The sequence below is a fragment of the Enterococcus sp. BWR-S5 genome (assembly GCF_016745255.1).
In the GTDB taxonomy this organism is placed as follows: Bacteria; Bacillota; Bacilli; order Lactobacillales; family Enterococcaceae; genus Enterococcus_L.
The window spans coordinates 1-20,608 of record NZ_JADOEQ010000002.1 but is presented as its reverse complement, the minus strand read 5'-3'; the positions used below and the strand labels follow the sequence as shown (position 1 = coordinate 20,608).

General features: G+C 39.8%; 22 protein-coding genes. 18 read left to right on the top strand and 4 right to left on the bottom strand.

Going from position 1 to position 20,608, the window contains the following annotated elements; genetic code table 11:
• The first annotated feature begins 72 nt into the window (after nucleotides 1-72).
• The 8 genes from IW510_RS02775 (at nucleotide 73) to IW510_RS02740 (ending at nucleotide 4,779) form a co-directional block, all read left to right on the top strand.
• Nucleotides 73-1,536, top strand: a complete 1,464-nt coding sequence (locus IW510_RS02775; protein WP_202056642.1) for a glycoside hydrolase family 1 protein — start codon at nucleotides 73-75, stop codon at nucleotides 1,534-1,536.
• 21 nt (nucleotides 1,537-1,557) lie between these two features.
• Nucleotides 1,558-2,397 (top strand): BglG family transcription antiterminator LicT, encoded by an 840-nt coding sequence (gene licT / locus IW510_RS02770; protein WP_202056641.1) that lies wholly within the window; start codon nucleotides 1,558-1,560, stop codon nucleotides 2,395-2,397.
• A 313-nt stretch (nucleotides 2,398-2,710) separates the two neighbouring features.
• Nucleotides 2,711-3,355: a TetR/AcrR family transcriptional regulator gene (locus IW510_RS02765; protein WP_202056638.1), complete on the top strand. Its 645-nt coding sequence runs from the start codon at nucleotides 2,711-2,713 to the stop codon at nucleotides 3,353-3,355.
• Nucleotides 3,356-3,428: 73 nt separating this feature from the next.
• Entirely contained in the window at nucleotides 3,429-3,710 is a 282-nt protein-coding gene (locus IW510_RS02760; RefSeq protein WP_202056637.1) for a hypothetical protein, read from the top strand.
• 26 nt (nucleotides 3,711-3,736) lie between these two features.
• Nucleotides 3,737-3,943, top strand: coding sequence for a hypothetical protein (locus tag IW510_RS02755; RefSeq protein WP_202056636.1), 207 nt, complete (start codon nucleotides 3,737-3,739; stop codon nucleotides 3,941-3,943).
• A gap of 59 nt (nucleotides 3,944-4,002) precedes the next feature.
• Nucleotides 4,003-4,209 carry a hypothetical protein gene (locus IW510_RS02750; protein ID WP_202056635.1) on the top strand — a complete coding sequence of 69 codons (207 nt, stop codon included), beginning with the start codon at nucleotides 4,003-4,005 and terminating at the stop codon, nucleotides 4,207-4,209.
• A 59-nt stretch (nucleotides 4,210-4,268) separates the two neighbouring features.
• Nucleotides 4,269-4,475, top strand: coding sequence for a hypothetical protein (locus IW510_RS02745; protein ID WP_202056634.1), 207 nt, complete (start codon nucleotides 4,269-4,271; stop codon nucleotides 4,473-4,475).
• Between the two features lie 49 nt (nucleotides 4,476-4,524).
• Nucleotides 4,525-4,779 carry a hypothetical protein gene (locus IW510_RS02740; protein WP_202056633.1) on the top strand — a complete coding sequence of 85 codons (255 nt, stop codon included), beginning with the start codon at nucleotides 4,525-4,527 and terminating at the stop codon, nucleotides 4,777-4,779.
• Between the two features lie 112 nt (nucleotides 4,780-4,891).
• Here the strand turns inward: IW510_RS02740 and IW510_RS02735 are convergent, their stop codons facing one another.
• Complete coding sequence (locus tag IW510_RS02735) at nucleotides 4,892-5,491, bottom strand: hypothetical protein (protein WP_202056630.1); 600 nt, start codon at nucleotides 5,489-5,491, stop codon at nucleotides 4,892-4,894.
• A gap of 235 nt (nucleotides 5,492-5,726) precedes the next feature.
• On the opposite strand from IW510_RS02735, the gene IW510_RS02730 reads away from it, so the two are divergent.
• The 9 genes from IW510_RS02730 (at nucleotide 5,727) to IW510_RS02690 (ending at nucleotide 14,860) form a co-directional block, all read left to right on the top strand.
• Nucleotides 5,727-6,362 (top strand): sugar O-acetyltransferase, encoded by a 636-nt coding sequence (locus IW510_RS02730; protein WP_202056628.1) that lies wholly within the window; start codon nucleotides 5,727-5,729, stop codon nucleotides 6,360-6,362.
• Between the two features lie 172 nt (nucleotides 6,363-6,534).
• Entirely contained in the window at nucleotides 6,535-7,653 is a 1,119-nt protein-coding gene (locus IW510_RS02725) for a carbohydrate kinase (protein WP_202056627.1), read from the top strand.
• Nucleotides 7,650-8,567 (top strand): pseudouridine-5'-phosphate glycosidase, encoded by a 918-nt coding sequence (locus tag IW510_RS02720; RefSeq protein WP_202056625.1) that lies wholly within the window; start codon nucleotides 7,650-7,652, stop codon nucleotides 8,565-8,567. The genes IW510_RS02725 and IW510_RS02720 overlap by 4 nt, the downstream gene beginning before the upstream one ends.
• A 324-nt stretch (nucleotides 8,568-8,891) precedes the next feature.
• Complete coding sequence (locus IW510_RS02715) at nucleotides 8,892-9,197, top strand: PTS sugar transporter subunit IIB (RefSeq protein ID WP_202056624.1); 306 nt, start codon at nucleotides 8,892-8,894, stop codon at nucleotides 9,195-9,197.
• Nucleotides 9,198-9,200: 3 nt separating this feature from the next.
• Nucleotides 9,201-10,463, top strand: a complete 1,263-nt coding sequence (locus IW510_RS02710; protein WP_202056623.1) for a PTS sugar transporter subunit IIC — start codon at nucleotides 9,201-9,203, stop codon at nucleotides 10,461-10,463.
• 22 nt (nucleotides 10,464-10,485) lie between these two features.
• A complete protein-coding gene (locus tag IW510_RS02705) occupies nucleotides 10,486-10,827 on the top strand; it encodes a PTS lactose/cellobiose transporter subunit IIA (RefSeq protein WP_202056621.1) in 342 nt (113 codons plus the stop codon).
• An 11-nt stretch (nucleotides 10,828-10,838) separates the two neighbouring features.
• Entirely contained in the window at nucleotides 10,839-12,284 is a 1,446-nt protein-coding gene (locus IW510_RS02700; RefSeq protein ID WP_202056620.1) for a glycoside hydrolase family 1 protein, read from the top strand.
• A gap of 77 nt (nucleotides 12,285-12,361) precedes the next feature.
• A complete protein-coding gene (locus tag IW510_RS02695; RefSeq protein WP_202056619.1) occupies nucleotides 12,362-14,266 on the top strand; it encodes a BglG family transcription antiterminator in 1,905 nt (634 codons plus the stop codon).
• A gap of 3 nt (nucleotides 14,267-14,269) precedes the next feature.
• Nucleotides 14,270-14,860, top strand: coding sequence for a YczE/YyaS/YitT family protein (locus tag IW510_RS02690; protein ID WP_202056618.1), 591 nt, complete (start codon nucleotides 14,270-14,272; stop codon nucleotides 14,858-14,860).
• Nucleotides 14,861-14,920: 60 nt separating this feature from the next.
• Here the strand turns inward: IW510_RS02690 and IW510_RS02685 are convergent, their stop codons facing one another.
• The 3 genes from IW510_RS02685 to IW510_RS02675 form a co-directional block, all read right to left on the bottom strand.
• A complete protein-coding gene (locus IW510_RS02685) occupies nucleotides 14,921-15,784 on the bottom strand; it encodes a sce7725 family protein (RefSeq protein WP_202056617.1) in 864 nt (287 codons plus the stop codon).
• Complete coding sequence (locus IW510_RS02680; protein ID WP_202056616.1) at nucleotides 15,785-16,456, bottom strand: hypothetical protein; 672 nt, start codon at nucleotides 16,454-16,456, stop codon at nucleotides 15,785-15,787.
• A 269-nt stretch (nucleotides 16,457-16,725) separates the two neighbouring features.
• Nucleotides 16,726-18,375, bottom strand: coding sequence for a hypothetical protein (locus tag IW510_RS02675; protein WP_202056615.1), 1,650 nt, complete (start codon nucleotides 18,373-18,375; stop codon nucleotides 16,726-16,728).
• Between the two features lie 728 nt (nucleotides 18,376-19,103).
• Here IW510_RS02675 and IW510_RS02670 point away from each other — a divergent pair.
• Nucleotides 19,104-20,399: a PcsB-like coiled-coil domain-containing protein gene (locus IW510_RS02670; protein WP_202056613.1), complete on the top strand. Its 1,296-nt coding sequence runs from the start codon at nucleotides 19,104-19,106 to the stop codon at nucleotides 20,397-20,399.
• Nucleotides 20,400-20,608: the final 209 nt, after the last annotated feature.

The window sequence follows — 20,608 nt, the reverse complement described above, 5'->3', positions numbered from 1 at the left end:
TATTCAATTACAAGAATGAAGAAACAGGTCAACAACTTGAGTTGTTTCCACAAAGAAGAAAAGGGGCTTATCATGAACAAACATACATTTCCGGAAAACTTTTTATGGGGCGGCGCAGTAGCTGCCAATCAGGTAGAAGGCGGTTGGAATCTCGACGGAAAAGGCCTTTCTGTCGCAGATATGGCTACCTACAAACCAAATGTAGACAATAAAGATTACGCAGCACATATGGGCGTGACGACGGAAAGTGTAGAGCAAGCTGTTGCTGATTTGAGTGACGACTGGTACCCTAAACGTCGCGGCATTGATTTTTATCATCGTTATAAAGAGGATTTAGCATTGTTTGCCGAAATGGGCTTTAAGACCTTACGCTTGTCGATTGCATGGACAAGACTTTTTCCAACAGGTGAAGAGTTGGAGCCGAATGAAAAGGGTGTCGCTTTTTATGAGGCAGTCTTCAAGGAAATGAAACGATTAAATATCGAGCCAATCGTAACACTTTCACATTATGAGATGCCGGTATTTCTGAGTTTGAAATACAATGGCTGGGTGGAACGCAAGGTAATTGACGATTTTGTTCGTTTTGCAGATGTTTGCTATGATCGCTTTGGAGAATACGTGAAGTATTGGCTGACATTTAATGAAATTGATAGTATTCACCGCCATCCATTTACAACAGCTGGAATTATTCCTGATAAGAGCAAAGAGGGCCAGCTTGAACAAGATGTGTATCAAGCATTGCACCATCAATTTGTAGCAAGTGCTTTAGTTACCAAGTCAGCTCATGAAAAAATTCCAGGTAGTCAGGTTGGCTGTATGCTGACGAAACTGATGACGTATCCATTGACTTGTGCACCGATTGATGTAGAATTGACCCTGAAGAAAAATTTGGAAAACAATTTTTACGCGGATGTACAGGTTAAAGGTGTTTATCCTCAAATGATTTTGAAGGACTTGAAAAACCGTGGCATTCATTTGGATATGACAGAGGAAGATTTAGTTATTCTTAAAGAGCATACGGTTGATTTTGTATCTTTCAGTTACTATATGTCTATGGCGGAGTCAGGGAATCCAGATGCTGAAAGAACACCGGGAAATACAGTGTTGGGGGTTAAGAATCCATACCTTCCTTCGACAGAGTGGGGCTGGCAGATAGATCCAAAAGGGCTGAAAATATCTTTGATTGAGTTATATGATCGCTACAATTTACCATTGATGATTGTTGAAAATGGTATGGGCGCAGTAGATAAAATCGAAGAAGGAAAAATTCACGATACGTACCGTATGAAGTATTTTGAAGAGCACTTCAAGCAAATGAAAGAAGCGATTGATGAAGGTGTCAATCTAATTGGCTATACTAGTTGGGGACCTATTGATTTAGTCAGTGCCGGAACGTCACAAATGTCTAAGCGTTACGGATTCATCTATGTAGATGCTGACGATGAGGGCAACGGTACTTATGATCGGATGAGGAAGGATTCTTTCTTCTGGTATCAAAAAGTAATTACGACCAATGGTGCATCACTATATGAGTAGAAGGTAAGGGGAGGATGACAGGTGATTTCAATAAAAAAGGTTTTGAACTCCAGTGTTGTTCTTGTTGAAAATAATGGCAAAGAAATGATTGCTTTGGGGAAGGGCATCGGATTTGGTAAAAAAATCGGTGACCAGATTCCGGATGAGCAGGTAGATAAGATTTTTCTTGAAGTTGAGGAACAGAAATCAGTTCAAATTGTTGAACTGGTGGGAGAGATTCCTTTTGAATTTTTTGAAGTCACCAGAGACATCATTACAGAAGCGGAAGCTCAGTTGGGGAAGAAGCTCAACAGCAACCTCTATCTTACCTTGACAGATCATTTACATTTTGCAGTGGAACGCGCACAGCAAGGTCTGACAGTAGCCAACCGCTTATATTGGGAAATCAAAAGCTACTATCCGCAGGAGTTTCAAGTAGGACAGCGAGCATTAGAGCTGCTTAATGAGAAATATGCGATTGAATTACCGAAGGAAGAAGCGAGTAATATTGCTTTCCATCTAATTAATGCACAATCAGAGGATACAGAAAATGGCAATGGCTTTAAATATGCGAAGATGATTGGTGGAATCGTCAACATGGTTCGCTATTCGATTCAAAAGGAAATCGATACGAATTCGATTCACTACACTCGATTTATCACCCATGTCCGTTTCTTTGTTGAAAGATATTATTCTGATGGACTGCTTGAAGATACAGAGGGAGAGCTGTATCGACAAATGTGGACATTGTATCCATCAGCAATGGAAACTGCGACAAAGGTTAAGGAATATATCGAAAAGGTATATCATGCAACCATTCCTGATGAAGAAATCGTTTATCTAGGTGTCCATATCAATCGCTTAATGAAGCACTCGACATAGTAAAGAGGTTGGAACAGAAGCGGTTAGCTTCAAGCAATAAGACGGAATTTACGAAAATTGTATTACAAATTTTTGCTAAATTTCGGCTTATTGTCGAAGAAGTTGCTTCTGTCCCACCGTTTATTCGGATATGGATACACTAAGAGTCTGGGAAACTATTTTTGTCCCAGACTCTTGTTTTTAGGTCATGAAATCATATAGAGAGTAGAAAAATAAAAAAGTTCAAAAAAGATGTTGACAAAAATATAGAAGGAGTATATTATAAAGACATAATAAGACCGACGGTCGGTCGATAAAAGAGAGGAGGTCAAACATGAGAACTGTGAAGGAACACGATGAAAGAAAAACAGAGATATTAGATACAGCGAAAAGCTTGTTCCTCTCTAAAGGATACGACAAGACAACAATCAACGATATTCTTAAAGCTATCGGCATAGCGAAAGGAACCTTTTATCACTATTTCAAATCCAAGGAAGAAGTGATGGAGGCTGTCGTAATGAGAGTCATCGAGCAAGATATGGTCATTGCCAGAGAAATCGCAGCAAACACCGAACTTAGTGCATTAGATAAAATTATCCAATATCTACTAGCCCAGCTTCCTAATGAGAATGACGAGAAAAGCGATATGATCGAGCAATTTCCCAACGTAGAAAATGCTTTGATGAAGCAGCGGGCAATGGAAGGAACATTACAACATATTTGTCCAATACTAGCTGAGATTATTGAAGAAGGAAACAAAAAAGGAGAATTCCAAACACCATTTCCTTTAGAAGCTATCCAATTCTTAATTGCGGGAATTCAAACTTTATTGGATGAACGGATGATGACACCGGATGAAGAGACAATGAAAAGAAGAATTCAGTCTTTTATTGATATCATCTTTAGGGTGATTGGAATTACAGAAAAAATAGATAGAAAAATGGCGGAAGCTAAAATCATGTCAGTATTTGCCAATTAAACTCAACAGTAGTTGGGTTTAAAAAATAAACTAAAAATGACCGACGGTCGGTCAAATGAAGAGGAGATTAATTATGAATCATACAGAAGTAGTTCAAGCAATCGCAGAAAGAAGCAACAGTGACTTTTTAACCTGTCAACAAATCATCAAGGGTTATGAAAAATATTGCGAGGACAACCTTACCCGTACCTCACGAAAGCATATGAAAGCAATTATCGGTCATTTATCAAATGAGACGTTGATTGATAACCTAACGTGCCAAGCGGTAATGGAAAACTTTTTCGACTTGATGAAGGAACAAATCAAATCAAAAATGCCCTTTATAAGACATATCAAACGAAATAAGAAAGCTTAAATTATAAAAGAAAAGAGGAAATCATCATGAAAACAAAAACAATCGCAGCAATCGTAGGAGCCGTTATCTGTTTAGGTGCAGCATCTCAGGTAGTAGAACATTCAATCGACAAAGAAGGACTAAAGGAATATTTGACAGAGAATGTTAAAGAGCAAGATGAAAAGGACAGCTCAATCAATTTTGAAATCGGAGATAAGGAAGAACGCAGCTTCTTAGAATGGGTTGGCTTCTAACGGTTAACAGGAATAGGAAAAATCAAAACAACTAAAACTTAAGAAAAGAGGAAATCATCATGAAAACAAAAACAATCGCAGCAATCGTAGGAGCATTTATCTGCTTAAGTATCGCATCTCAGACAGTAGAAAGTTCAATTGACAAAGAAGGGCTAAAAGAATATTTGACCGAGAATGTTAAAGAGCAAGATGAAAAGGACAGCTCAATCAATTTTGAAATCGGAGATAAGGAAGAGCGCAGCTTTTTAGAATGGGTTGGCTTCTAACGCTTAACAGGAATAGGAAGAATCAAAACAACTAAAACTTATGAAAAGAGGAAATCATCATGAAAACAAAAACAATCGCAGCAATCGTAGGAGCATTTATCTGTTTAGGCGCAGCATCTCAGGTAGTAGAAAGTTCAATCGATAAAGAAGGGCTAAAAGAATATTTGACCGAGAATGTTAAAGAGCAAGATGAGAAGGAAAGCTCAATCAATTTTGAAATTGGTGATAAGAAAGAAGAAAGCTTTATAGAAAGAATCGGTTTTTAGGCGAAGAATTGACGAGAGATATATCTACTATTTAAGGAGGAAACCAATCATGAACCATAAAGAAGTTATCCAGACAATTTCAGAAAGAAGCAGTAAGAGCGAGGCAATCTGTGAGACGGTCATCAGAAGCTATGAAAAATATTGTGAACGAAACCTTACCCAAACCTCGAAAAAGCATATGAAAGCTATCGTGGAGTATATTTCCAATGAAGAATTAATTGATTACTTGGTGTGTCAGGCGGTTATGGAGAGCTATTTCGATTTGTTGGAAGAGCAAATCAAAAAGAAGCTGCGATCTATGTGATAGCTTTGGAAGCACAAGCTAGTTCAAAAAGCTGTAATTTTATTTTACAGGCAGATCAAATAGACAGGTAGGGGCTTGAAAATCAAGTGAGTTTACCTGTCCATTTTTTTCTCTATTTCTTTCTATATTCAGGAATGAATTCGCTAAGGTATCTGACTACCTCGAAGTCTTTATACACATCTTCAGTAATTCTTCTGACAATCGTTTTATTCGCTAAGATACGCTGACTTTCATATAGCTCATTCCAATTTATGCTTGGAGTGACTGTTTCCAACGTGAAAAGTTCTCCGGATTCAAGCGTTTCAATACCAGCTAATGCTTCAGCAATTATGAGTGCTCGTTCCTCGAACGCCACTCGCTCAAGCTCATCTAACTCCTTATGATATTCTTTTACTTCGTCTATCTTTATTTGCAGCTCATCTGTAGTAAAGGTATGAGCCATGGCGTTCATCTTCAACCAGAAGGCATCCTCCTGAGCATGCTCCTCCATTGCTTTCCAGATTATCTCCTCCCTCAGCTCATCAACAATAATAAACGGGCAGCGACTACCCAAAAAGCCGTCTTCCATCAGCTCGGCAATGTTTTTGATTGTTGCGACTTCAATCACATAGGTAAAATCGTCATCCAGCGTTACAAATACATCAATGTTATCATTTGTGGTATCTTCAATCTTGTCCAGTGTTGTAGGGTATTCGATGCGAACGACCTTCATTTGACCACTCCTTTTTTATAGTTTAATTTAGCCAATTGTTTGAAGCAAGTAGATGTTGTAATGGCCAGCAAAGAATAAAAGGGGTAGCATGAGCCAACTGCTATAGAAAAGGGTGACGACAGCTCATTTTTCTTTTATACTTAATGAAACCGTTTTAAAAAATGGTAAGAGGATTAAGAAGTGATAAGGTAATGAGTAAATAAAAAATTAAAAGAATTTGGAGGAATCGATACTAATGACTATGAGGGAACGAATTGCCGCTGGAAAATTATTTCTGGATGATTGTGAAGGATTACCGGAGGAACGGCTACAGGCGAAAAAAAGAATGATGCAGTTTAATCAAACGATGCCTGATGAGTTGGAAAAGAGATTTCGATTGCTGGAGGAAATTTTTGGCAGAGAAGTGAAGGCATGGATTGAGCCGCCGTTCTATTTTTGCTACGGCAGTAATATTGAACTTGGGGAAGAGTGTTACTTGAATATGGGGTGCAACTTTATTGATGATGCCAAAATCACTATTGGTAATAAAGTTGCTTTTGGACCGGGAGTTACCATTGCGACAGTTGGACACCCGATACATCCCGACCATCGACGCTTGATGTATGGTGATCCGGTTGTTATTGAAGAAAATTGCTGGATAGGTGCAAATACAACGATTTGTCCTGGTGTAACCATTGGGAAAAATAGTGTCATTGGTGCCGGCAGTATCGTGAACAAAAGCATTCCCGCCAATTCAGTTGCGGTGGGCAACCCCTGTAAGGTCATTCGAGAAATTAATGACACGGATTTACAATATTATTATAAGAACCGTGCGTTTACAGAAGAAGAGCTGGCAGAGGTTCATCGGCTGAACCAGGCATCTGATTCATAAAAATGCTGAGGCTTTACATCTCTTTATCTATTTGTTTCATTTATATATTTTAGCTGAGGTCAATGATCTCAGTTTTTTATTTTCTTCTGTTCTTGACGAATAGAAGAAAAGCGATTACAATGGAAAGGACAAAAGTTTTTCTTTAGGACAAAAGTCCGGAAAGGAGGAACACGTGCTGAATTCAGAGAGACTGAATGAGAATGAGAAGAAGGTGCTGGATCAGATAAAAAACGATCCGTACATCACTCAACAAGAGCTTGCGGATGTCGTGAAGCTGTCTCGGTCAGCGGTAGCGAATATTACATCAAGCTTGATTGACAAGGGATTCTTACTTGGAAAGGCTTATGTGGTGAATGAATGCGAACAGATTGTTTGTATTGGCGGAGCCAATGTTGACCGTAAGATTTACAGTAAAGAAGCCATTCAGCTTCATACATCGAATCCGGCAAATTCCAGTCAAAGTGTTGGTGGTGTAGCCAGAAATATTGGGGAAAATCTAGGCAGATTGGGCTGGGACGTTTCGATGATTACTGTTGCCGGAAGAGATTCGGATTTTGACTTGATTAAGCGGCAGTCATCAGGCTTTATGGACTTTTCCCATGTAGAACAATCGGAACAAGTAACGACTGGCTCTTATACCGCTGTTCTCGATGAGACGGGGAATTTGCTGGTGGCACTGGCGGACATGGATGCGTATCTGCATTTGAAGCCTGAATTGTTAGTTCAAAAGGAGAAGCTGCTGCAAAACGCCAAGTGTATTATCGCTGATTTAAATTGCCCACAAAGCAGCTTGGATTACCTGTTGCATTTTGCCAACAAGCATCAGAAGCCGATAATCTTGATTCCTGTTTCTTCACCGAAGATTAAGCATTTGCCGGAGAAGTTAAGTGGTTTAACCTGGTTGATTACGAACTGTGATGAATCAGAGACCTATTTTAACTGCCAGATAACCTCTAACGAGGAGTGGGAGCAGGTCGTACAGTCGTGGTTGGAGCTGGGAATCGAAAATGTGATTGTTACGAAGGGCACGGATGGCGTATTGGCTGGGAATAAAGAAGGCGAGTTGATTTACCAGCCGACACTTTCGACTGCCAATGTAGTAGATGTGACAGGTGCAGGAGATGCTTTCTGTGCTGCTGTGATTGATGCTTGGCTGGAAAACCACTCCTTAAGCGACTCACTCAAGCAAGCAACAATTAATGCAGTAAAAACAATTGAATCGAAGTATACCGTTCGACCGGAGCTGACAAAAAATCAATTAATCAAAGACATGGAGGAATGGAATCAATGAAAGAATATGTTGTATTATCAGAAGAAGTAAAGAAAGCGAAAGAACAGGGACTTCCTATCGTTGCATTGGAATCAACAATCATCTCTCATGGCATGCCTTATCCGCAAAATGTTCAAACAGCGAGAGAAGTAGAAGCAATCGTTCGTGAAAATGGCGCCGTACCAGCGACCATCGCTTTAATTGATGGAAAAATAAAAATTGGTCTTTCTGATGAAGAGTTGGAAATGTTCGGCAGCAGTACAGGAGTGGCGAAGGTGTCACGTCGTGATATCGGCTTCCTGTTGGCTTCTAAAAAACTTGGGGCGACAACCGTTGCTGCAACAATGATTTGTGCAGCCTTAGCAGACATTCATATCTTTGTGACAGGTGGTATCGGTGGTGTTCACCGTGGTGCGGAGACAACAATGGATATTTCCGCTGATTTGGAAGAACTGGCGAAAACCAATGTTGCAGTTATCTGTGCCGGAGCAAAATCAATTCTTGATTTGAACCTGACAATGGAATATCTGGAAACAAAGGGTGTACCTGTTTTCGGTTATAAAACAGATGTATTGCCATCTTTCTTCTCTAGAACAAGTAGTATCGAATTAGAGAACAACATTGATGATACAGCATTACTGGCGCAATCATTGAAAGCAAAATGGGATTTAGCCATCGACGGCGGCGCAATTATTGCCAACCCGATTCCGGAAGAATACTCTATGGATGAAGCCTTTATCAATGATGCCATTGAAACAGCGCTTAAAGAAGCAGATGAACAAGGCGTCTCAGGCAAAGACATTACACCATTCCTACTTGGTAAAATCAAGGATGTAACGGACGGTAAGAGCTTGGAATCTAATATCGCGTTAGTGAAGAACAATGCGGTTATCGGTTCGAAATTGGCAGTGGACTTCAATAACTTAAGCAAATAACTGCTGGGTAAAAAGTTGATTTCCTTAAGAGATAGTTAGGTATAAAGGGGTATTGAAATAGTGTTTTTAATAGCAGACAGTCAAATCGTGGGGGCGATTTGGCTGTTTTTTTGTGCAGTTCCTTCTCTCAAAAGAAAGGAGTCTTCTTCATTTTTTTGTTAAGCATTCTAGTTAAAACGACCTATTTGGGTATTTCGAGCAAATAACGGAACAAAAAATTTGGATATAACAGCCAATTTCCTACCACTAGGAAAAAAGTCGGTTTGTAAGTGGTGTGCCTGATTCCTATAATAAAGCTATAAAGAACAGAAAGTGGTGAAGGAATTGAAAAATATTTTATTGATTTGTGGTTCGGGTGCATCCAGCGGTTTTATGGCGGCGGCGATTCGTAAAGCTGCGAAGAAAAGAGGAATGACGTTGACTGTCAAAGCTGCCAGTGAATCGCAGCTGGACGAGCGGATAAATGAAATCGATTACCTGTTGATTGGTCCGCACTTATCGTATATGCTGGCGGATATCCAAGAACAGACAAAAGATAAAAAGGTCAAGGCAGCAGTGATTCCGCAAAGTACCTATGGGTCATTGAATGGGGAGAAGGCACTGGATCTGATCGTAAGTTTGGAGGAATAGAAAATGGACAAAATTATGGGTTTTATGACAAATACGTTTGCACCGAAAGTCAATAAGGTAGTGAAAAATCCATGGGTGTCTGCTATTCAGGATTCAATCATGGCGGCGCTGCCTCTGGTATTTGTGGGTTCTCTTGTGACAGTTGTGTCGCTTTTGCAGAATGTGTTTAAGGGGATGCCGGACTTCTCTCTTATCAGTACCTTTTCGTTTGGAATGTTCGGTCTGGTTGTGGCATTTTTGATTCCATATTATCTGATGGAGAAGAAGGGACATAGCGGTCAAAAACTGATTTCAGGAGCAACCGCTCTCGTGCTGTTCATGATGTTAATTTTTCCAACGATTACGGCTGAAGGCGAAATAACATTTATTTTATCAAGATTTGGCGCAACGGGGATGTTCCTCTCTATCATCACGGGTTTATTTGTCGCCTTTGTGATGAATTTAGCGGCACAAAAATCCTTTTTTGATGAAGATACACCTATTCCGGATTTTGTTGTTGGCTGGTTCAATAGCTTATTGCCAATCACAATTGTTTTGCTGATTGGCTGGCTGATTACTGTCCAGTTTAATATTGATTTCTTTGATGTCGTGATTCTGGTGTTCAGTCCGTTGGCAAAAATCGTGCAGTCATATCCGGGGTTTGTGCTCTCAGTATTTATTCCAATCTTCTTATACACCTTTGGTATTTCTGGCTGGGTAATGATGCCGGCAATTTATCCGGTATACATGGCTGGACTGGCTGCCAATGCTGAAGCAGTAGCAGCTGGTGGTCAGGCAGTAAATATTGCTACACAGGAAACCTGTTATGCTTTTTCTTCAATGGGAGGAGTAGGAACGACACTGGCATTATCTGTCATGATGTTCTTATTAAGTAAGTCGGCACAGCTGAAAGCCATTGGTCGTGCAGTCATCATACCGTCAATTTTCAATATCAATGAACCACTGGTATTTGGCGCACCGATTGCGTTCAATCCTTATTTGATGGTACCGATGTGGATTAATGGACTACTGGTACCAAGTATTGCTTATGCAGCAATGTATTTCGGTTTTGTGAACATCCCTTCTCAAACCTTCCTATTGTGGTACATGCCTTATCCAATCACCTCTTATTTGGCAACACAGGATTGGCGGGCAATTATCGTTTGTATCGTAATTTTCATCGTGACTTGGCTGGTTTTCCTACCATTCTTCAAAGCGTATGACAATTCATTAATCAAACAGGAAGAACTGGAAGCGATGGAAGAAGGAGCGGTAGAAACAGCATAATCAATTACTGGAGGACGACACAATGGAAAAAGACTATATTGAAGAAAATGACCAGCTGAATCAGCTCTCGATGAATATTTTGGTTCATGCGGGAAATGCCAGAGACCATTTAGTTCAAGCGCTGGAAAAGCTGGAAGTAATGGATTTTGACCTAGCAAAAATGGAGATTAAAGAAGCACGCAGTGAGGTTGTTGTTGCTCATGGATTACAAACGGATACCTTACAGCTGGAGGCTTCCGGCGAGCAGATTCGTTACTCTACATTGTTCTGTCATGCACAGGATACCTTGATGACAGCGCAAAGCGAGATTTTGATTGGTGAGCATCTAATCAAGTTATTTGAGCGATTCAATAAAGAAAATTAGGAGGCGTTTCGATGTTAAAAGAATACAAGATGCCGGAAAACTTTTTATGGGGTGGAGCGATTGCAGCTAATCAAGCAGAGGGAGCTTTCAAGGTAGCTGGCAAGGGTATCAGCTTGGCTGATTTACACAAGTATTACCCTGAAAAATCTAATGAAGAAATCAGTGCTGCCCAGCATCAAGGCATGAGCTTGGCTGAGGTCAAAGAGAATTTGGCCGATCAAGAGGGCTACTATCCAAAACGTCATGGGATTGATTTTTATCATACCTTTGAGCAGGATCTGGAGCTGTTAAGCGAGATGGGGTTCAAAAACTTTCGAACCTCCATTGATTGGACACGGATTTTTCCAACAGGGGAAGAGACTGAGCCGAATGAGGCAGGCTTGGCTTATTATGACCGCTTAATCGATAAAATTATTGCGCTTGGTATGGAGCCGATTATTACGATTTTGCATTACGAAACACCGGTAGAAATCACCTTGAAGTATGGTGGCTGGAATAATCGGGCAGTGATTGATTTATTTGTGAAATACGGCGAGGTTGTCTTGGAGCGCTATAAGGATAAAGTAAAGTATTGGATTGTTATCAATCAAATCAATCTTATTCAGTTTGAACCCTTCAACTCTACGGCTGTTCCTTACGACACCGTGGACAATTACGAAGAAGCCAGCTATCAGGCTGTTCATAATCAGTTTGTTGCAAGTGCCAAGCTGGCTGCGTTTGGTCATAAGATTAATCCGGAAATGATGATTGGAACGATGGTGGCAGATTGTACAGCCTATCCGTTCTCCTGTAATCCGGATGATGTGATTCTGGCAATGAAGCGGAATCGCATGGAGTATTTTTATACCGATGTTCAGTTTAATGGTGAATATCCGCAATACGCCTTGAATTATTTCGCAGAAAATAATCTTACGATTGATATAACAGAAGAGGATTGCCGCTTGCTGAAGGAGAACACGATGGATTATCTAGCGATTTCCTACTATTACTCGCAAATGGTTGATTCAACAAAAAATACGTTAAATCCAGCTTCTGTGACGCCTAATCCCAACTTGAAAGCCAATCCATGGGGCTGGGCAGTTGATCCCAAAGGCTTATACAATACACTTTCTCAATATTGGGATAGGTATCATAAAGCAATCATTGTTGCTGAAAATGGTTTTGGTATGTATGACAAATTGGAAGATGGAACAGTTCATGATGATTACCGAATCGCCTATCTTTCTGAGCATATCGCAGAAATGAAGCATGCCATGTATGACGGAGTAGAGGTTATTGCCTACTGCGCTTGGGGACCAATTGATATTGTCAGCTGCTCCTCTGCCCAGATGGAGAAGCGTTATGGTTTTATCTATGTTGATTTAGATAATGAAGGCAAAGGTTCCGGTGAAAGAATTAAGAAGGATAGCTTCCACTGGTACAAAAAGGTAATTGAGTCGAATGGTGAGTTGTTGTAAATAAATGAAGAAGCTGGTTGCGGGACTTTGAAAAAAGAGCGTAGCAATCAGCTTTCTTTGTAGTAGGAGCTGTTACTATGTGGCATGTAAAACAAAAAGAAATAATCGCCTTCCTGACGAAAAATCATGAGCGATGGGTCACTGCCGGACAGCTATCTGATTACTGCGGCTGTACGACTCGGACAATTCGGAATCATATTGCAAAAATGAATCAGGAGGTTGAAAACCTCATTCAGGCAAGTAATCAAGGGTATCAAATCAACCCGACAATCCAATTGTCTGCTTTATCCAATGAAAATGAAGAGCGAAAATCTCGAATATTTTTAGAGCTGCTGAAAGGCTCAGCTGAAGGAGTAGATATCTTTGATTTATCAGAACGATTATTTATCTCAGAGTCTACCCTTAAAAGTGATATCCAACAATTGAAGCTGGAAATTACAGATAAAGCAATCCAAATTATTATTGAACAGAATCGAATCAAGCTAAGCGGACCCGAACGTTCCAAGCGACGTTACATGATTTCCCTTTTATATAATGAAAGTGATTTACAGGAACAACTAAAACAGACGATTCAGGAAATGATAGGGTATATTTCCTTGGAACAGCTGCAGCAGACGATTTTGGCTGTATTACGAAAAGAAAATATTCGCATCAATCAATATTCATTAAATAACATCGTACTCCACTACGCAATCAGCATTGAGCGTATTCGACAGGGGCATATCATTAAACGGAATAAAGAGTATGTCAATCTGGTAGAACGAAAGGAGTACCAGTTGGCTGAGGAAATTGCGGAAATGCTGGCAGGTGATTATGAAATTCACTTTTCTCAAGCAGAGCTGGAACAGCTGTCCTTATTGTTTATTGGCATGCAAAATGAGGAGCTGGCGAACAAAGAGGATGAGAAGCTGGCAGAGTTTGTTGATCAACGGATTATTGAGACCCTGCATTCGGTGTTGGCAAAAGTAGAGAAGACCTATCTAATCAAGCTGGATGATTCGGAATTTTTTAACAAACTGGCCATTCATGTTCAGAGTCTGTACTATCGCTCTCATTATGAGACCTTCACAAGAAACAGCAGCTTGCTGGATTTGAAGACAGGGTATCCGTTAACCTATGATTTATCTGTTTACATTTCGTCGTTACTTCAGGATGAACTGGATATCTGGTTTAATGATGATGAGATTTCTTTTATCGCTCTGCACATTGGTTCTTTTTTGGAAACACGAAAACAGCACCAGGATACTATTACCGCTCTACTAGTCGTCAATGACTATCACGACCTTAAGGAGCAGTTGGAGAAAAAAATAAATCAGGATTTTGGAACAGCGATTCGTTTGACAATTGGTGAACGTGAGCGGATGAACCGGGAGCTATACGATATTTTGTTGACGACAGATCGTCAGTTGGCCTCTCAATATGAAGGAGCAGTATTTATCCACCCGTTTCTAACTGAGAAAGATAGTAAAAGAATTGAAAAGCGACTATCTGCACTAAAGGCAAAAAAAGAAAAAGAGCGTATGTATCGTTATATTGATCAATTTATTTCCAGAGAATTATACTTCAATCAAATCGATCCTTCTGAGCTCACTCCACAAGAAATTCGTGAGCAGATTAACCAGAGAATGGTTGACTACCATTATGTGAATCAGGGCTTTTCTCAGAAGGTAGAGAAGAGAGAACAAATGTCGCCTACCAGCTTTCCATCAGGCATCGCTGTGCCCCATTCTGTAGAGGTTGATGCATTGAAGAGTGGAGTGGCGATTATGACCTTACAGGATACAATTGTTTGGTCGACGTATGCTATCAAGCTGGTTGGCATGGTTGCAATCAACAAGGAAGAGGCAGCAGAATTTAATGAGTTCTTCGAAAGGTTTATTGAAATTGTCTCCGAGCCTATTAATACCAGACAGTTGAGCTTGACAGAAGATTACGATGAATTTATTTCAAAACTAAAGCTGATGGTGGCTGCCGATGAATAAGGGATGAAACAGTTTGTTTGTAAAGTATGGATTGTTCTTCTGGGAACAATCTTGATGGGCGTTGCCATTCAGCTGATTGTAACCGCGAATCAGGGGTTTGATTCGGTAAGTACACTAATCCTTGGACTGGTTAAGCATACAACCATTCCCTTTAGCCGTTGGAGTCAACTGCTCAGCTTGCTATTTTTGCTGATTACTTTTTTGTATGATAAGCAGCTGCTTGGTTTTGGAAGTCTGATTAATGCGGTATTTGTTGGGGAAGCTATTCGGGTGAGTGAACCAATTCTTTCAGAGCTGTCATTCATTCAAAACAGTCTGATTGCCTCTTTTCTTGGATTTGCTCTTATGGCATTGGGAACAGCGATTTATTTATCTGCTGATTTCGGGTCTGGTCCGTTGGAAGGAATGATGTTGAGTGTTTGCGGTATTCTTAAGCTTTCCTTGAAAAAGGGGCGGATCGTTTTGGACTTTGTAATCGTTGCGGCAGGCTTGGCATTAGGAGGTCGCGTTGGGATAGGCACGCTATTTGCAGTGTTTTTATTGGGACCAATGATCGAGTGGTTTTTAATAATACTCAGTAAATATAAAAAATAGTTATAAGAAACAAACCGATTGTCTGCTGTTAGCTTTTCTTGTTTACAGTAGGCAATCGGTTTAAAATGCTTTGTTTAAGTAGCGTGCCATCAATTCCATATGGTGCATAACGGCAGCTTTGCGCATGACACCCATGCCGGGGAACTTATCGATTGCTGCGGCATCCAACAGCAATTGAAGACCGAGAGTTACTTGATTTCCGCATAAACGTTCCAGCCATGTGGTGATTTCAGCCATCATTTCAAAGAACTTTTCCTTTTGAGTAGGAGCTTCTTCGCTTGAAAGAAAATGATGAATTCGTAATGTATCGCTATCAAAATAAACCAAATGAAGACTCAAAATTTTGGATGGGTAGCTGTGCTCATAATAAATCCGACTATCGATTGAAAAGTCGCTAAAGCCGACAAAGTTTCTTTTTTGATAGGTTAAATGAGTGGTTGAAAAGAGTTCATCCTGACATTCCTGATAGAAACTGGAACGAGGCAGACGGGTGAAAACATCTTGAGAGAGAATTCGCTGTCCTTTGATTTTTTCCAATAGTCGAAATTCTTCCGGTACAAGCACTTTTGTTTGATTGCTTTGCCAATCACTTTCTAGTGCCGGAGCAGAATTGGTGACGATGAACAGCTCTGGTGATTCAGTTAGTGTTTCAAGAGGCTGTTCAACAATCAAGGCTTTTGTCATTTCCAGTGCATGCAGTTGCTTCATTCCTTCGGCAGTCAGAAAATCACCGGCTTGAGGATTCTGAACCAGATAGAAAGGTTGGCTCTTCTCCTGAGAAAGGTGGATGAATTTTTTCAATGCGTTAGAATTTTTGACCGGCTCGATGATTGGCTGAATAGCGGGAGAAAGCAAATCGTTTTCCAAAAGAGCAGTCAGGGCAAATAAATCATATTGTTTTCCTCTGAAATAGGGATAATACATTTAGTCCTCCTCCAATAGTTGCTGCTCCAACTCAAAATAGGCAGTACGTGTGGCTTCCAGCTCCTCTTTCAATGCTTCGACGGCTTGATTCTGAATATCTTCGATAAATCGGTCATAAAAATTTATCCCTCCGCCAAATAGATCATAGTCCGGTTGGCGTTTTTTCAGCTCTTTGTAGAGCTGGTCGGTAGAGAAGACGCGCAGGCCACGTGCTGTTTGCTTCGCTTTTCCGACTTCTCTGGCTTGAGCACCAATCAAACGAAATAGTAATGCTTGCTCATTGACCAGCAGCTCTTGTTTTTTCGGCTTTTTCTCTATTGTGAAGTAGCCCGGCAACGGCTGTTCCTCCGGGGATAGATATTGATGATAGACCATGACGCCAATATGAGCGGGGATTTCTTCCTTTACTTTCTCAAATAGGGCTTCCGGTAAAACGAAATAGTTGTAATGACCGATGAATGAAAGCTTTGCCTTTGAACGGAAGTCGGCTTTGCTGACCTTCAGCTCATAGCAGCGCCATTCCAATTGATTGTTCGGCAACAGTCGACAGCCTAATGTATCAACGATGCCCTGATCATCCGGCATTCCTACCTCTTCAATGACGATATCGCCATTTTCCCGACAATAATAATATAACGCTTCTTCCATTTGAATCGTCAACGATGTTTTCATGACAGACTCCTTTAATTTTTAAGTATTTACTTGCATAGCTATGTAGACAATCAATGTAGATTTGAATAAATGTTATTCTTATACTATAAAACATACGTTCGCTTATGTGAAGAGGAAAGCTGATTATTTCAATAAAATAATTTCTTTGTTGACTGGAACTTTTTGCAGATAATAGTTTTTTTTCGTCTAATGCTTATTGCGCCTATTGAAAATAAAAAACCGACCATTACTCAGATTATTTCTGAGTAATGGCCAGCTCTATATTGCTGTTAGTTTAGTTGACCGTATAGCTCTGTCAGCTTAGCAGTTTTTGTCAGCATATTTGTGTAAATGGTAAGTGCTGAGGAAGAAGATAGGTCATCCCCGGCAGCTGTGATTGATTCGCCCAGCTTCGCATATTCAGCCATTAGTTCCGTGTAATCTGTTAAGAACGTTAAGCTTGCTGCATCTGTGAAGGTGCTTGGGTTATCTACATAGCCTTGTGCTTTAGCAATCATTGCATCATATTTAGCATCCACACTCTTAATTGCTTCTTCCACGCTTGCAACACTGGTACTGCCTGTGCTGCTGCTGTTTCCGGCATTGCTGCTTTCAGTGGTTGTCTGTTCATCAGCCTTTGGAGTGGATTCTTTTGTTTCTGCCGGCATTAGTGCACGGTACTGTTCTTGGTACGTCTTAAGGAAGTCACGAAACTCTTCTGCTGTGATACCTAATTCTTTAAGTGATGCCATATAGTCATCAAGCAATGCATCGTTTGATGTATGCTTGTCGCTGTAAAAAATTTCTCCACTTATACCGTCTTCAAAATTACTGTACTGGATTTCATGAACGCCGGTTTCCTTCGTTGTTGTTCGGAATTCAAGTCCGTCTTCAATATTCGCTATGTTCAATTTGAAGTATGTCGGAATAGGGTCTGTATGGAATACATAGCCATTATCAAGAAAGGCTTTGGCAACTTTGCTGTCTAATACTTTGATATCTTTTGCTGCTACTCGGTTTGGAGCAGCTTCTTTAAAGTTTTTCGTTGCATAATCAACTAGGAAATCGTAGAAATCCGGAATAGTGATACCAATGCTTCTGATTGCATCAATATAGCTTCCAGTCAAATCAATATCTTTACTGTAATCACCGGCATAATAAACATCTTTATTGCTGATGTCATCTGCTCTATTAGAGTATTTGACTTCATGAATTTGACCGTCGTCGTTAACAATGGTTTCCAAGTTAATTCTGTCTTCTAAATTCTCTAAAGTAACATACGTATATGAAGCTGAACTGGAGCTTCCCAAAGAAACCGTATAGCCCGCTTCTTTTAGCAGCGTTGCAACATCTCCGTCTTTAATCTCATAGTCCTTGTCTTTTCGTTCTTTTCTGGCAGCGTCTACTTCGTCTCTTTCCTCTTCTGTGATATATCCTTCGGACTGTAACCAAGCCTCCACGTCTTCTAATGGAACATTATCATCATCATCTGCCAGATCGTACAACCAGCTGCTGTAGTCGCCGCTGTCACCTTCTAAAATATCTGCGATATTATAAACAAAATCATGGGAAAATTCTTTATCGCCATCCTTATAGCTGTAGACAATGCCGTCTTCTTCTTCAATCGCTTCAGTAAATGATTCAGCTTTTGAAGCTACTTCGCTTTTCGTCACAGTACTTTTGCTATAGGTAATCTTTTGATCGTAGACGACTTCTTTGACATTTTTATCCTTGTCATATTTAATCTCATATTTTGTTTCCATACCAGAGCCATCTTTTTTAGGCACATAAACAATTGTTTTTAGCTTGTCTTCCGATTTTTCCTTTTTTTCGGATGTTGTTGTTTCTTTACCCGTATCTTCTGCTTTCTTCTGACTTCCACAGCCTGAAACTAGCAGCATCCCCAATAGAACAATCGCTATAGTCCTTAACTTTTTCATTATATTCACTCCAATTCATTTATACTAACCATTATAGTATATTTTAAACCGGAAGTTCAATGCAATTTGACTCAAAAATAATATAGAAACTTCAAAAAGAAAACCTTTACATTGCTTTAAAAATGTTAAAAATAAACAAAAAACAATTATTCTCTTTCCTTTTTTGTAATTTCTGAGCCTCTAGACATAATCGATAGTCAATAATTGGTCATACGCTATCTATGATAGTCGGGACGTTTTTCAGTTCCGGCTGTTTTCTTTTGTTTTAGTAGGGAAATCGTGCTATGATGCTTAACGTATCTTTTGATTAGAGAACTGCTTTAGCTTGGTATAGTAAAATTTATATTGAGTGTGAGCAATGTTGTTTTCGATTCATTCAATAGAATGCATCAAAATGACTAGAGGATTAGAATGAAATAGTTCACTCAGATTTTTGATGAATCAAGTAATATTGAAAAATTTGTAATCAAAGGATAGAGTGAAAAAAGTTGTTTTTTTTATGAAAAGTAATTAAAACGATACAGGGCAAGCATTATAACGGTTGTTCTTTTATCGAATCAGGAGGAACGCCAAAATTTTAACAGGAAATTTCTCCTCAAATATGAAATATTCTTGTAATATTTATTTGTTCTAACTGAAACATGAGTATGATAGAATCAATTTGTCGTTAAAAAAGTTATATTTTTGATTAAATAAAAAATGGAAAAAATCGGTCGGAGGAATTAAGAGTGAAGAAACGCATATTTGCATCATTACTGTTATGTTCATTGGCACTTACAACTATAGTAATTCCAGGTACAGCTTTTGCAGAAAGCATTGATGAAAAGATCCAACAAAAAGACAGTGAAATTTCAAATTTGAAAACTCAACAAAGCGATGTTCAAACACAAATCGCTTCTTTAGAATCTACAATTACAGATATTCTTGATGAAGGTCAGGAATTAAGAGCGCAACAAACAACATTGGAAACAAAATCAGCTGAGCTGAAGCAAGAAATTGAAGACTTGAATGTACGTATTGAAAAACGTTCAGAAGCCATCAAGAATCAGGCGCGTGACGTACAAGTGAATGGTCAAAGCACAACAATTATGGATGCAGTTCTAAGCGCAGAGTCTTTCTCTGATGCGATTGGTCGTGTTTATGCAGCTGCGACAATTGTGAATGCTAACAATGATTTGGTTACTCAGCAAAAAGCAGACAAAGACGCTGTAGTAACAAAGCAAGCTGAAAATGAAGAAAAATTACAAGAAATCGAAGATACAAAGGCTGAACTAGAAGTGAAAAAACAAGACCTTGTGTCAAAACAAGCAGATTTAACTGTCTTGAAGACTTCTTTAGAGCTAGATCAGGAAAGTGCGGAAGGTTCAAAAGCAGCGTTATTGCAACAGAAAGCGGACGCTGAAGCTGAACAAGCGCGTATTGCAGCAGAACAAAAAGCAGCATCTGAAAAAGCGGCTCAAGAAAAAGCAGCTCAAGAAGCAGCAGCAAGCAGTTCATCTTCTGAAACATCAGCAAGCTCAGAAACTGCAAACACAACAACATCAACTGACACAACACAAGATACAGAGCAATCAACTGCTACAGATACAGGTGCAGGAAGCTCAAATGGTTCTTCTTCAAACAATAACAACAGTGGTACAGGAAGTACAGGCGGTTCTTCAGGCGGCAATACTGTAACTCCTCCTACTTCATCAGATCCAACGTTGAATGCATTGAATGCATTACGTACATCATTAGGTTTGAGTGCAGTTAGCTGGGATGCCGGATTGGCAGCAACAGCAACAGCTCGTGCGGCAGTTGTCGAAGGCAACGGTTGGCAAATCCCTTCTGATCACTGGTCTCGTGGTGACGAAGTAATCGCAATCATGTGGGCACCAGGTAACTCAGTTATCATGGCTTGGTACAATGAAACAGGTATGACAACTGCTACAGGTAGTGGTCACCGTGACTGGGAAATCAACCCAACAATCACTCGCGTAGGCTTTGGTTACAGCGGTAGTACAATTGTTGGACACTCAGCATAATTAATTTAGTTAGATAATAATCAAAAACAGATTCCAAATAATGGAATCTGTTTTTTTGTTGGGAATAAAATGGGTCAACTTTTCTTGGTTCTACGTCAAATTGTGTTGGTAGGACAAAAAACTGAATAAAATGATAGAGCTTGGAACAAAAGAACAGAGAAACCTCTGATTTTGTTTCAAGTTCTTTTTTAGAGAAAAGGGAAACAGCG

Bases quoted from the DNA above. Each gene is read 5' to 3' on its own strand.
- IW510_RS02775 (WP_202056642.1), top strand. From the start codon at position 73: ATGAACAAACATACATTTCCGGAAAACTTTTTATGGGGCGGCGCAGTA.
- IW510_RS02750 (WP_202056635.1), top strand. From the start codon at position 4,003: ATGAAAACAAAAACAATCGCAGCAATCGTAGGAGCATTTATCTGCTTA.
- IW510_RS02685 (WP_202056617.1), bottom strand. From the start codon at position 15,784: ATGTATTATCCCTATTTCAGAGGAAAACAATATGATTTATTTGCCCTG.
- IW510_RS02690 (WP_202056618.1), top strand. From the start codon at position 14,270: ATGAAACAGTTTGTTTGTAAAGTATGGATTGTTCTTCTGGGAACAATC.
- IW510_RS02765 (WP_202056638.1), top strand. From the start codon at position 2,711: ATGAGAACTGTGAAGGAACACGATGAAAGAAAAACAGAGATATTAGAT.
- IW510_RS02740 (WP_202056633.1), top strand. From the start codon at position 4,525: ATGAACCATAAAGAAGTTATCCAGACAATTTCAGAAAGAAGCAGTAAG.
- IW510_RS02675 (WP_202056615.1), bottom strand. From the start codon at position 18,375: ATGAAAAAGTTAAGGACTATAGCGATTGTTCTATTGGGGATGCTGCTA.
- IW510_RS02695 (WP_202056619.1), top strand. From the start codon at position 12,362: ATGTGGCATGTAAAACAAAAAGAAATAATCGCCTTCCTGACGAAAAAT.
- IW510_RS02705 (WP_202056621.1), top strand. From the start codon at position 10,486: ATGGAAAAAGACTATATTGAAGAAAATGACCAGCTGAATCAGCTCTCG.
- IW510_RS02760 (WP_202056637.1), top strand. From the start codon at position 3,429: ATGAATCATACAGAAGTAGTTCAAGCAATCGCAGAAAGAAGCAACAGT.
- IW510_RS02735 (WP_202056630.1), bottom strand. From the start codon at position 5,491: ATGAAGGTCGTTCGCATCGAATACCCTACAACACTGGACAAGATTGAA.
- IW510_RS02680 (WP_202056616.1), bottom strand. From the start codon at position 16,456: ATGAAAACATCGTTGACGATTCAAATGGAAGAAGCGTTATATTATTAT.
- IW510_RS02720 (WP_202056625.1), top strand. From the start codon at position 7,650: ATGAAAGAATATGTTGTATTATCAGAAGAAGTAAAGAAAGCGAAAGAA.
- IW510_RS02710 (WP_202056623.1), top strand. From the start codon at position 9,201: ATGGACAAAATTATGGGTTTTATGACAAATACGTTTGCACCGAAAGTC.
- IW510_RS02700 (WP_202056620.1), top strand. From the start codon at position 10,839: ATGTTAAAAGAATACAAGATGCCGGAAAACTTTTTATGGGGTGGAGCG.
- IW510_RS02755 (WP_202056636.1), top strand. From the start codon at position 3,737: ATGAAAACAAAAACAATCGCAGCAATCGTAGGAGCCGTTATCTGTTTA.
- IW510_RS02745 (WP_202056634.1), top strand. From the start codon at position 4,269: ATGAAAACAAAAACAATCGCAGCAATCGTAGGAGCATTTATCTGTTTA.
- IW510_RS02730 (WP_202056628.1), top strand. From the start codon at position 5,727: ATGACTATGAGGGAACGAATTGCCGCTGGAAAATTATTTCTGGATGAT.